We start from the raw sequence: 12,568 nt of genomic DNA, 5'->3' as shown, positions 1-12,568 counted from the left end.
GTCGAGCGACATATGCCCCAATGGGGGCAAATTTCCGGCACCCGCGAGCTCGACGTGGTTGTCCACGTGCTCGACCATCCGGATCGCGCTCGGCGTAGCCCCTAGCGATCCTGCCGTGACATGTCGGTGTGATACAAGGCGCAACCCCGGAGCCACCGATCTCGCGAAATCGGGGCGCGAACGGCTCTAAGCTGGGCGCGTGTTGTTTCGGCCAGGAGATCTGTACGCAGGGTTCACCATTGGATCACTCCTGGGAATCGGCGGCAGTAGTGAGGTGTATCTGGCCGACGACGGGAAGGGCCCGCTCGCGCTGAAGATCATGAACACCGAATCCAGCCGATCCGAGCTCGCCCGGCTGCGATTCATCCACGAATTCGAAATCGCCGTGAAACTGAGTCACCCCAATATCGTCCAGATGTTCGCGCACGGTGAATGCGACGGACGCCTGTGGTCCTCGCACGAATATATCGACGGGGCCGAGGCGAAAGGACCACTGCGCAATACCGAGCCGGATCCCACGCTCGCGGTGGCCATACTCACCGGTATCGCGCACGCCCTGGACTACGCGCATATCCAGCGCGTGGTGCATTTGGACGTCAAACCCGCGAATATGCTGATCAGCCGCAGCGCACCGGAGACGGACGAGGTGCCCGAGGCCGGACCGCACGATCCGGATCCGAAACTCGTTGCGCGGGTGAAATTATCGGATTTCGGTACGGCCCGCCCGCTGGACGGCGTCGGCCCAAAACTCGTCCGCGACGGTTTTGTCGTCGGCTCACTCCCCTATGCCGCACCGGAATTGCTGCGCGGTCAACCGGTGCGCCCGGCAACCGACCAGTACGCGCTGGCCTGTGCGGCGGCCGAACTACTCACCGGCGAGGTGCCGTTCCCGATCACCAATCGATTGAAGCTCGCCGAAGCACAAGTACACGCCGCGCCACCGGATATCTCCCGGCGACGCGCCTGGATTCCGTCGGCCGTCGGTTCGATTCTGCGCAAATGCCTCGCAAAGGATCCGCACGCACGATACTCCAGCTGCGCGGAACCGATCAGGATGATCGCCCGCGCCCTGCGCGATATCAATCCGTACGATTGAACCGTCCTGCCGTCATCCGGACATGTTTTGGCCGGGATCCACTGTGCACAAATGGATCCCGGCCAAAAACGTGCCGGTATGACAGCGGGTCGGCCGGAGTGAGGAGAATTGGGCCGACGATGACGGTGGTTCGCGGGCGCAACTACCGGACTACACCGAGGGCGGCGATCACGCTGGCCAGGTGGCGACGGGTCGCCTGTTCGGCCCCTGCCGGGTCGCGCGCGCAGATCCGCTCGATCATCGCCAGATGCTCGCGCAGCGACACATCGGGCCGGCCGGGCACGAGGGCCAGCCGGAAGCGATGGCGAACGTTCTTGGCGCGCAACCGTTCGACGACGTCGGCGGCGGTGGCCTGGCCGCTGATCTCGATGATCCGGCGGTGCAGCGCCTGGTTCAACTCGGAGTATTCCAGCACGTCACCCACGGCCACCGCGGTGCGCATCCGGTCTCCCAGCACGAGCAACTCGCCGATCTGTTCCTCGGCGATCCGCTCGGCCGCCTTCGCCGCGCACAGCCCCTCGACCACCATCCGCACCTCGGTGATCTCGATCGCCTCGGGCAGCGTCACCGCCCGGACCCTGGCGCCGCGATTCTGGATGCGTTCGACCAGACCCTCGTGGGCCAACTCCACCAGGGCGATGCGCACCAGACCGCGGCCAGTTCCGAACTGCTCCGACAGATCCGCCTCGATCAGGCGTTGATTCGGCGCGAACTCACCCCGCATGATCGCCGCGCGGATCGCGGCGGTCACCGGATGATGGGCGCCGACCCGGGAACCGGTCGGGGGCTGCTCCTGCGCTGGCATGATGTCTCGCACCGTCTCTTCGCACGGCTCACACCGCCGCCCGCCGCCCCTTCTTGGCCTCTTGGATGCGCGCGTAGATCCGGGCGCGCAGTTCGGTGAAGCGGGCCTGCGATCGGGTGGTGAGCTGGTCGCGGTCGCCGGGCAGATCGATCGGCACCTCCTCCAGCACCACCGTCGGCGAGTTCGACAGCACGATCACCCGCTGCCCGAGATAGACGGACTCATCGATGTCGTGGGTGACGAAAAGGATCGTGACACCGAGTCGTTTCCACAGGGTCAGGACCAGATCCTCCAGGTCCGCGCGGGTCTGCGCGTCGACGGCGGCGAACGGCTCGTCCATCAGCAGGATGTTCGGCTCGTAAGCGACCGCGCGGGCGATGGCCACCCGTTGCTGCATGCCGCCGGACAGCTGCCACGGATGCGAGTCGTGGACCTCGGCCAGGCCGACGGCCGCGAGCGCGTCGTCGACCAGCCGCCGCCGCTGCGCCTTCGCGACTCGCTTCTCCTTCAGCGGCAGTTCGACGTTCTGCCGCACGGTCATCCACGGGAACAGGCTCCGGCCGTACTCCTGGAACACCACGGCCATACCGGCGGGCGGACCGGTCACCGGATTACCTTGCAGCACAACCTCTCCGGATGTGGCGCCCAGCAGACCCGCGATGCACTTGAGCAATGTCGTCTTGCCCGCGCCGGAAGGCCCGACGATGCAGACGAATTCGCCCGCCCCGACGGTGAAGGTCAACTCGCGCACGGCCTCGACGCTGCGATCCTTGCTCTGATAGATCTTCTGCAGCCGGCGCACGTCCAGCATCGCCGTGGTGGTGTGCTCGCCGATCGCGTCGGCCGGTGTTGCGGTCATCCTCAACTCTCTCGTTGCGACCGGCGCAGGCCGGTGTACCAGCGCAGGGCCCGGGACTCGACGATGCGGAAGATCAGCGACAGGATGTTGCCGATCAGCCCGAGCAGGATGATTCCGGTCCACATCTGCGGGATCGAGAAGCTGCGCTGGAATTGGACGATGGCGTAGCCCAATCCGTTGTTGGCGGCGAACATCTCGCTGATGACCATCAGGATGATGCCGAGCGACAACGCCTGCCGGGCGCCCGCGGCGATCTGCGGGCTAGCACCGCGCAGCACCAGGTGAATCAGCCTCGTATGCGGGCGGATCCGGTAGCACCGGGCGGTGTCCACGAGCACCTCGTCCAGCCCGCGCACACCCTCGACGGTGTTCAGCAGAATCGGCCACACACAGCCGGAGACGATCACCAGAACCTTCATGCCCGTCCCGATGCCCGCGAACAGCATCAGGATCGGCACCAGCACCGGCGACGGTATCGCCCGGAAGAATTCCAGGACCGGCTCCAGCAGCGCCCGCAGCCACCGGATCGAGCCGATCGCCACCCCCAGGCCGACGCCTACCACCAGGGCCAGCAGAAAGCCCGCCAGCAGCCGCCCGACGCTGGGCAGGATGTCGCCTGTGATCCGGCCGTGGAACCAGGTATCGCCGAAGCTGTCCACGATCTGACGCAGCGGCGGCCAGAAGAAGTTCGTGCTGTGCGCCGACGCCACCCACCAGGCCGCGATCAATACGACCGGAACAGCCAGCAGGAGAAGGGTTCTCCGGATTACCGTCAAGACACTCACGACGGCACCCCGCCGACACCCGGCTCCGCCCCACCCGCAACACACCACGCAGACTCGATCCACTGGCAGCTGCCGCAACCCGGCTGCCAGCTCTCACGAAAGTTGGGACTCGTGTGGCAAATGGGGGTGATGGGACCAACTTTCCGTCTCCACGACGGGTAGCGAAGCCACCCTGGACAGCTCCTTCGCGGCAAAGGCGTGCCACGCCGACGGCTCGTTCCGCTCAGCACTTCACCCCGCCGACACTCGACGCTGTCGTGCGCGAAACGCGCTGCGCCCATGGTTCGCTGCGATGCGCACACCGGGGCCACGTCTCCGCGGACGCATGGCTCGATCGCGCCCGAGGCACGCAATGCCGAAGGTTCCGTCCACCGCGCCGCATTCACGAGATCACCTCCCGGCGCACCGACGGATGCCAGCGCAACACGCGGCGCTCCAGCGCTCGCACGACGACGTTGACGATCACGCCGAGCACCCCGACCACGATCACGAGGGCGTACATCGTCGGCACGGCGTCGGAGGTCTGCGCCACCGCGATCCGGGCGCCGAGTCCCGGTGAGCCGATGACGAGTTCGCCGGTGATCTCCAGGATCAGCGCGACCGCCGCACCGAGCCGGAACCCGGTCACCACGTACGGCAGCGCGGTCGGCCAGGTGACCGTGCGCACCTGGGTCAGTGCCCGAAATCGGTAGGAGCGAGCGGTTTCCCGGGCCACCGGGTCCACGTCCTGCACGCCGTAGAGGACCTGGAGCAGCATCTGCCAGAACGAGGCGTACACCACCAGCAGCAGCGTGGAGCGCATCGTGGGTCCGTACAGCAGTACCGCCAGCGGGATCAGCGCGACCGACGGTATCGGGCGCAGGAATTCGATCGTGGAGGTCAGCGCGGATCGCACGATCGGCAGGCTGCCGATCGCGAGACCCAGTACGACACCGGCGATCATCGCGATCGCCAGGCCGATCGCCCAGCCGCGCAACGTTTCTCCCAGCGCCTGCCAGAAGGCGCCGGTCCTCGCCTCGTCGGCCAGTGCCCGCATCATGTCACTGAACGGGGGCAGGAACCGGCGCGGTACGAGGCCCGCTCGCGGTATCAGCTCCGCCAGCGCCATCAGCCCGGCCAGGCCGATCAGCCCGAGGATCCAGGCGGGCACCGGGCGACGGCGATCCCCCCGGCTCCGGGCGGTGGTGTCCGCGGCCGGGTCGGCCGTCACCGCACCGGTCACTGTTCGAGCGCCTGCGGGGCGGGGATCTTGGTGATCAGTCCGTCGCGCAGCGCGAGCTGCGACAGGACCTGTACCGAGTTGTTGTCGACATGGGTCGGGAACAGTGGCAGGACCAGGGACTTCTCGACCGCCGGATCGATCTTGGTGTAGCTGTCGAGCACCTGGCGCACCGCATCCGGATGCGCGGCGGCGTACTGCTGCGACTGCTGCATCGCGGCCTCGAACCGCTTCACCAGGTCGGGCTTGGACTTCAGGGTCTGCTGCGAGGTGAAGTACACGCCGACGGCCAACTGCGGTGCGGTGTCCACGTAGTTCGACGCGACGATCCGGTCACCCTGTTGCGTTCCGATCGTCTGGAACGGCTCGACCACCTGGGCCGCGTCGACGTTGCCCTTGGCCAGTGCGGCCAGCATGTCGGGGAATCCGAGTTCGACGAACTTGACGTTGCCGGGATCTCCCCCGGCGGCGCGAATCGAGGCGCGCACGGTGGTGTCGTTGATGTTGTTCAGGGTGTTGACCGCGATGCGCTTACCCGCCAGGTCCTTCGCCGACCTGATCGGACTGTTTCCCGGCACGATCACGCCGCCGAAGTCCTTGCCCTGCACGCCGGTCGAGGCGTCACCGGCCGAGACAACCTGTAACGGAAGGCCTTTCGACGTGCCGATGATCAGCGAGGTGAGATTGCTGAACCCGAAGTCGATCTGGCCGCTGATCACGGCAGGAACGATCGCCGCGCCGCCCTGGGCGGTGTTGAGCTGCAGGTTTATTCCCTGCCCCTTGAAGAAGCCCATCTGGTTGCCCAGATAGATCGGGGCCACGTCGACGATCGGGATGACCGTGACCTTCACCGTGGTCAGACCCCCGGCGGAGGTGCTGGAGGATCCGCCGCCACAGGCGGTGGTGAGGAAGGCGAGGAGGAGTACTGATGCGGTCGCCAAGGCTGCGCGGACTCTGATCACGAGGTTCTCCCGGACATGGGGGTTCACAGAATTGCCCTCGAACGTCGACGTGACGGTCACTCCGACCCGACGACACCCGTTGGCGTGGAGGTAATGTTAGGAATTTCACACAATATTGTCAACGATCTGGTCAACGAATTTGGCGATACCGCACCCGGGGTTACCGGCTCCCGACCGAAACGTTCTGCCGCACCCGGCTCATCGCGGCATCGCGGCATCGCGGCATCGCGGCATCGCGGCATCGCGGCATCGCGGCATCGACAAACAGGCGCACATCGATCCGGCCCGCTGCAAGTTCAGGGTGTGAGTTACCGGTCGAGCGCCGCTTCGACGATTGCGGCACGCTCCGAATTCTGCTGCGGCGAATCCTGACCTGCCGGATCTCGTTGTACTGGAACAGGATCGGCGAGAGTATCGATCGCCCGCGTGAGTTCGGACAGTGCGGGCATCGCCGCCGCGAGCAGGTGCTGCCAGCCCGGGTGCAGATCGTCCAGGGCCGTGCGCAGGATGTCGGTGTTGGTGGACTGCCAATCCCGCACTGCCGCCGCGCCCGCGTCGGTGAGGGTCAGGGTCACCGCGCGGCGGTCCTCTCCCGGCGCGCGGGTGATCATGCCTTGTGTCACAAGTCCGTTGGCCAGCGTGGTGACCGAGTTGGGCGCCAAACGCAACAGCCTGGCCACCTGCCCCGGGCGGATGCCGGGATGTTCGGACACACACGACAGCAGCTCGAGCTGGGCGACCGACAGGGTGTTGCCCGGATCGGCGGCCCGCGCGGCCCGGCGCATGGCCCGGCGCAGGCTCGCGACGACCTCGGCGATGACCCGCTCGTCCGGCCGGACGGTGGAGGGCGATTCGTCCATCGGCGACTCCTCACGCTGAGTTGATGTCTGTGATTGTGCCCGGCGTCCACCGACGGTGGTCAGCGCGGCCAGGCCCCCGAACACGAGCAGCCCGATCAGTGCGGTCCGCGGCGCCGAAACGCCGTCGGTGTGGACGTCCAGATGCAGTGCCAGGGTGACCACGGCGACGCCCCCGGCCGTGCCCAGTCCGCGGCCCATGTTGACCAGCCCCCCGCTGGTGCCCGAGCGTCCGGCCGGGACCGCGCTCATGATCCCGGTGTTGTTGCTCGGGATGAAGACACCCAGGCCCAGTCCGAGCACCCCGAGCCAGGCGAAGATCCACCCCGCCGAGGTCGGCGCCGCCGCGAGCGCGGCCAGGGCGAGCACCGAGGCGGCCGCGCCCAGGCGTTCGCGTCGTCGCCCGTCCCACTGCGCGGGCAACACCCGGCCGCCGGCGACAGCCGACAGCGCGAACCCCGCGGGCAGTGCGGTCAGGATCAGACCGGTCCCGGACGCACTCGTGCCGTGCAACTGCGGAAACAGCGCCAGCGGCCCGAACAGCACCAGATAGGCCGCGAAAGCCCCGACCAGCCCCACGCACACCGCGCGCGGCCGCAGCATCACCGGGTCGATCAGCGGATCGCTCGCGTGATGCGACCACCGCCACAGTCCCACGCCGCTGACCAGCGACAGCAGTCCGAGAGCCGCGGCGACCCACCACGGAACCGGCAGGCCCGACACCGAGGACACCGCCAGCAGCAGCGAACTGGTGCAGCTGATCAGCAGGACCAGCCCGCGCCAATCGAATCGGGTGATTACCGCGCGCTGACGGGTGCGTGGCAACAGGAACCGGCCCGCGAGCAGCGCGAGGATCCCGACCGGGACGTTCACCCCGTAGACCCAGCGCCAGCCGATCGAGTCGACCATGAGCCCGCCCAGGGCCGGACCGAGCGCCAGCCCCAGCGCCTGCCCACCGGCCTGCACGCCCAATGCGGCGCGCATGCGGTTCGCGGGCATGCTCGTCACCACCAGCGCCACGCTGTTGGCCTGGAGCATCGCCGCGCCGACGGCCTGCAGTACCCGGAATCCGATCAGCCAGCCCAGTCCCGGCGCCAGCGCGCAGGCCGCCGAGGCGACGGTGAAGACCACGAATCCTTGCAGATATACCGCCTTGCGGCCGATCGAGTCGGCGATCCGTCCGGCGGCGACGACCAGCCCGACGACGGTCAGCAGATAGGCCAGCGACACCCACTCCACCCCGGCCAGCGGGGCATGGAATTCGCGCTGCACGGCGGGGAAGGTCAGCGTGACGATGCTGGCGTCGAGCTGGCCCATGAACGCGCCGAGGCAGACGGCCCCGACCGCCAGCCATCCGGCCATCGGATGATCCCGGACGAACCCAGGACGAGCCGACTCGACGAACACCATCACGAACCTCCCGCACACACGCAACACAATTATTCTATGACAGAACATTATATTGGCGAGAAGCGGTCGACTCAGAAGGCGGTAGGCGTCTCTCATACGCCGAGCAGACGAGGCCATTCACTACATAGAATTGCCGATCTATCGGCCAACAAGGGCTGTCCTCCGATCTACGCTCGACAACTCCCTGCGGATGTAATCCCGGATTCACCGGTCGGACACGTGCTTGTCAATAATTCTTATACAGAACTGTCCCGACTCTCCGATGCCTCGTGACCACAGCAGGCGGCGCTCCCCCACAGTCCCGGATCCGAGCAGACTTCCCCCAAGCCCCCACACACGACACAGCCCCGCCGCCGGAAGTTCCGGACGACGGGGCCGCGACAAGACTCTTCAGATGTGACGCACCACTTACATGTTGGAGCCGCACACCGGCCACGCGCCGGGGCCCTGGCCCGCGAGCACGTTGTTCGCGACACGGATCTGCTCTGCGCGGCTCGCGTTGGCCGGGCTGCCGGACCCGCCGTAGGAGTTCCAGGTGCTCTGGGTAAACTGCAGGCCGCCGTAGAAGCCGTTACCGGTGTCGGCGCCCCAGTTGCCGCTGGACTCGCACTGCGCGACGGCATCCCAGTTGGGCGAGGCGGCGGACGCGTTGGCGGTCCCGCTCAGGCTGAACGGGATGGCGACGAGGGCCATGGCGGCCAGGCCGAACGTGGTGATCTTACGGTTGCGAAGCATATGGATTCCCTGCCTGCGCCCAACCGGCCCGGTGCGTCGTGCGCTACCGAGCCCCCGTCCCCAGGAATGTCGGGTACCAACTCGAATCGCGGGACGGGGTCTGCCGGAGTTCGGCGATTCGAGGTCCAGCCCGTGTCACGGGCCGATCTCGAAGGTAACGGATTGATAGCTTCAGATCACGTACCGATAACGCATGGCGAACTTCGAAAATAAATCGCCGAATCCGAATTTCTCCAGATCGAACGGCGGATTCATTAAATGACAAGGGTGTAGTTATACGTTCGTTATGTGAGCGAGATCACGGTTTGATAGTGATGTTCGTCGCGTCGAAATGCACTCGTTACGCTTTCGCACCTATTCGGGACCGTCCTCGGGCGCGGCTAACGGCCATTCGTCGAGCTCCTCCAGCGGAGACGGCCGTTCGACGGCCGGATCGAACAGACCCGGTTCGGACTCCAGCCGACTCCGCAGCTTTTTCTGCTCGCTCTCGGCCAGCGTGACGACCGGACCGCCGTTGTTCGCCGCGTCCTGCGGGGCCGGGCGAATACGGCCGGCGTGCGCCAGCCAGCCTCCGGCCTGCCGCAACACCTCGCCTCGCCGGCGCTGCCCGCTCAGCAGCAGGCCGCCGTGTTCGGGGGCCAGCGCCGCCGCCGACCCGAGATGCTGCAGGCAGCGCGCGATACCCAGGGCGTGGTCCAGCTCCCGGTACCGGGTCAGCGCCCGCTGCCAGTCGTGCAGCGCCCGGCGCGGCTCCCCGCGCATCCAGCGCAGCACGCCGAGCGTCTCGTAGACGTGGGCCAGGCCTTCCGGATCGCGGTCCGCGCTCGCCAGGGTCTGCGCCACGGCCAGGCAGTTGCGCGCGGCGTCCAGCCGTCCCTGCTGCAACCGCACGATCGACAGATCCACCAGGACGCACACCTCACCAGCGGCGTCCACGGCCGGCACCCGCCGCCAGGCCCGCTCCAGCAGATCGGCCGCCGCTTCGAGGACCGCGGACCGATCGGTGTCGGTCCAACCACTCTCCAGCAGCGCCAATGCCCGCCGCTGATCCCGCCGCGCGGCCAGCGAGCTGGCGTACCGATGCAGCCGGGACACCGGCGATCCGCTGTCGATCCGGCCCGCACGCAACCGGGCCACGTCGTGCTCGACCGGGTGATCCTCGGCCGTCGTGAAATCGCAAATAAATTGGGCGAGGCCATCTTTCGCCGATGACCAGCCGTTCGTCGCATACCATCGGTCCAGGGCGTCGGCGATGCGGATCAGCTCCGGCACGGCCGCCGCGCGAGTATCCGAGTCGATCGAGCCGCAGTCCCGGATCAGCGCGTACAGATGCGAATCCTCCTGCGCGAACCACCGTCTCGCGCCCGCGCCCAGGCGTCTGGTGTCCAGCGCCGCGGCCCAGCGGGTCGCGCGGTCGGCGTGATGATGCACCAGCGCGGGCAGCGCGGCATCCCATTCCGGTCCGTCGGCGGCGTCCGACTCCGGCAGTATCGACCGCACCTCGATCCAATCGGCCTCGTCCCGGACCAGCATCTTCTCCGCGGTCAGGCGTTCGATCTGCGTTGCGGCCGAAAGACTCCGGTCGAGCTTCTCCAGCGGCAGGCGCCGACCCGCGGCGAGCACCGCCGAGACCATGTCGTACAGTGCGGCCGCGTCGTAGCGCTCGAACGGAAGGGTGCTGAGCACCTTCGCCACGACATGCCCACCCGGATCCAGGCGTGCCGCGAGATTCACATCCACTCGGCGCGTCGAATGTTTTGCCGGAGCTGTATCGGGCCCCCACGGTCGAACCTCGGGTCCCGGTGGAATCAGGTCGTCGGTCAGTCGCATATCGCGCTGCACCCGGACACGATCACGTAACTGGACCATCTTGCGCACCAGGACATATATCGCGGCGGCACAGACGACCAAGATCGCTATTCGGCTCAGCCAGGACGACGCCGATGCCAAATATGAACTTTCTCCAACACGGTTTTCCAGTAGTTTGCCGATAATCTCCAACAGCGTCGAAGTAGCCAGGACGGTCGCGGTGCGCAGAAGACCCTGCCACATCGAGGATTTCGCGACGACCTGCACAGACGACTCCACCGGCCGGTCCTCGCCGCCGGTCTCGGACGAACTCATCGCAGCACGCCTCCGGTCAGTCCGGGGATCAGGAAACGTCGCCAGGTCACCAGCAGTACGAGCACCGGCGGCACCGCCGACAGCAGCGCCCCCGCCGCCAAATGCGCTGCGCTCTCGTGAAATTGGCGTGCCTCACTCCACAGCAGCAGCGACCACGGGCTCGCGTCGGCGCCGCGGACCTGAAGGCCGATGAAGAAGTCGTTCCACACCTGCACAAGCTGTAACACCGCCACGGCGCCCACAGCCGGTCCGGCCGTGCGCACCACGCCGCGCATCACATACCCGGCGCTGGCCGGTTCACGGCGAGTGTCCGACGGCGGGCTCTCCGGCGGGGCCAGCAGTGCGCCGCGCAGGATCAGGATCGCGATCGGCAAACCGATCGCCGCGTGCATCAGGATCAGCGGCATCGAGGTGCCCGCCAGATCGTGGTCGGTGATATAAGAGCGTATTGGGCCGAGATACACCTGCGCGGGCAGCACCGCGAGCACCACCAGGAACACCACGACGAGGTGCCCGATGCTCGCGCGCCAATCCCGCACCAACCGAACGGCATTGCGCGCGAGCGGTGTTCGTCCGAGGCGGGTGCCCTCGACCATGGTGCGCCAGACCCACGTGTCCTCGATCCACGTGCGTCCATCCCGCGCGGGGGCCGAGACCAGATCGGCCGCGTAGTAGGCCGGTGGCAGCGCGGCGGTCACGGTCAACAGCGTGGCCACGACGGCCACCAGCGCGGTGTTGCGCAGGGCGCGCCACAGCTCGCTGTCCCGCCAGACCGCGTCCGCCCCGACCAGTGCGGGGCCGTCGAATCCCTGCCAGCTCATCACGATCAGCACGACCAGCGGCCCCAGCGTCGCCAGCGATACCGCGCCGATCCGCAGGAACAGCCATCCGGCCCGCCAGGTGATCGGTGTGCGCAGGTGCACCGGAATCGCGCGCGGAGCCGGTGCGGGCCACCGGGTATGGTGACGCCGCGTCCCGGTCTGCAACCACCACGCCAGCAGTCCGAGCAGCACCGCGAACGGCAGTGAGAAGACCGCCTGGCCACTCCGATCCGAGGCGGTATCCGAGGGCAGATGCCACCAGTGCAGGGTCACGCTGTCCAGGGTGTACTGCTGCGGGCCCGGCACACCGACCAGAATGATGTCGAAGACTCGCGCCGCAGCCACGGTGACGACGAGCCCCACGATCATCAGCACCGGGTTGAGCATCGCGACCAGCCGTCGCCACCGATCCCAGCCGTGCCGAGCGGCCAGGTCCGCGCTGCGCACCGGATCGGCCTCGATACTGCCGATAGCCGCGCGCAGCAGCACGAACATCGCCCCGAACCAGCCCCACAGGAACGCCGCGCCCAACATCACCGCGTAGCAGAACGCCTGCCACCGCACGCTGGTCACCGGATCCACCACCGGCTCGAAAATCAGCCGCCAGGCCAGTCCGGCGACGAACGCGGACACCCCGAACGGCACGATCAGCGGCCACCACGGCCACCAGCCACGCCGCAGCACCCAGGCCAGCCCGACGGTCAGACCGAGCAACCCGATCGTCAGCACCACCCACACCACGGTCATGAGGTAGGCCTCCCGCCCTGCGATACAGCAGCACACTCCCGCCACGGCCGCGACGCCCACCGCGCCCGGAAGCAGTTGCCCCGCATAGGGCCCGGCGGGTTCCCGCCGCACCACCCACCACCGCACCAGCGCCGCGACACCCAACACC

Annotated in this window: 10 protein-coding genes; 1 reads left to right on the top strand and 9 read right to left on the bottom strand. The window is 67.5% G+C overall.

Annotation, left to right across the window (positions count from 1 at the left end; genetic code table 11):
- Window positions 1-199: 199 nt before the first annotated feature.
- Window positions 200-1,096 carry a serine/threonine-protein kinase gene (locus JZ791_RS26970; RefSeq protein ID WP_216898037.1) on the top strand — a complete coding sequence of 299 codons (897 nt, stop codon included), beginning with the start codon at window positions 200-202 and terminating at the stop codon, window positions 1,094-1,096.
- A 142-nt stretch (window positions 1,097-1,238) separates the two neighbouring features.
- Here JZ791_RS26970 and JZ791_RS26965 read toward each other — a convergent pair whose 3' ends face one another.
- The 9 genes from JZ791_RS26965 to JZ791_RS26925 form a co-directional block, all read right to left on the bottom strand.
- Complete coding sequence (locus JZ791_RS26965; RefSeq protein ID WP_254206365.1) at window positions 1,239-1,901, bottom strand: GntR family transcriptional regulator; 663 nt, start codon at window positions 1,899-1,901, stop codon at window positions 1,239-1,241.
- A gap of 28 nt (window positions 1,902-1,929) precedes the next feature.
- Window positions 1,930-2,760: an ABC transporter ATP-binding protein gene (locus JZ791_RS26960; protein WP_254206364.1), complete on the bottom strand. Its 831-nt coding sequence runs from the start codon at window positions 2,758-2,760 to the stop codon at window positions 1,930-1,932.
- Window positions 2,761-2,762: 2 nt separating this feature from the next.
- On the bottom strand, window positions 2,763-3,545 hold the full coding sequence (locus JZ791_RS26955) for an ABC transporter permease (protein WP_216898036.1): 783 nt from the start codon (window positions 3,543-3,545) through the stop codon (window positions 2,763-2,765).
- Window positions 3,546-3,927: 382 nt separating this feature from the next.
- On the bottom strand, window positions 3,928-4,767 hold the full coding sequence (locus JZ791_RS26950) for an ABC transporter permease (RefSeq protein WP_308163114.1): 840 nt from the start codon (window positions 4,765-4,767) through the stop codon (window positions 3,928-3,930).
- Window positions 4,764-5,726, bottom strand: a complete 963-nt coding sequence (locus tag JZ791_RS26945; RefSeq protein WP_216898035.1) for an ABC transporter substrate-binding protein — start codon at window positions 5,724-5,726, stop codon at window positions 4,764-4,766. The genes JZ791_RS26950 and JZ791_RS26945 overlap by 4 nt, the downstream gene beginning before the upstream one ends.
- Before the next feature lie 308 nt (window positions 5,727-6,034).
- Window positions 6,035-7,993, bottom strand: coding sequence for an MFS transporter (locus tag JZ791_RS26940; RefSeq protein WP_216898034.1), 1,959 nt, complete (start codon window positions 7,991-7,993; stop codon window positions 6,035-6,037).
- Window positions 7,994-8,401: 408 nt separating this feature from the next.
- Window positions 8,402-8,728, bottom strand: a complete 327-nt coding sequence (locus JZ791_RS26935; protein ID WP_216898033.1) for a transglycosylase family protein — start codon at window positions 8,726-8,728, stop codon at window positions 8,402-8,404.
- 354 nt (window positions 8,729-9,082) lie between these two features.
- Complete coding sequence (locus JZ791_RS26930; protein ID WP_216898032.1) at window positions 9,083-10,852, bottom strand: tetratricopeptide repeat protein; 1,770 nt, start codon at window positions 10,850-10,852, stop codon at window positions 9,083-9,085.
- On the bottom strand, window positions 10,849-12,568 hold a 1,720-nt coding region (locus tag JZ791_RS26925; protein WP_216898031.1), incomplete at its 5' end, for a hypothetical protein. The genes JZ791_RS26925 and JZ791_RS26930, both read right to left, overlap by 4 nt.

It is taken from the genome of Nocardia alni, assembly GCF_019038435.1.
GTDB lineage: Bacteria > Actinomycetota > Actinomycetes > Mycobacteriales > Mycobacteriaceae > Nocardia > Nocardia alni.
Note: the sequence above shows the minus strand (reverse complement) of the source record. Positions and strands in the feature narration are given on the sequence as shown.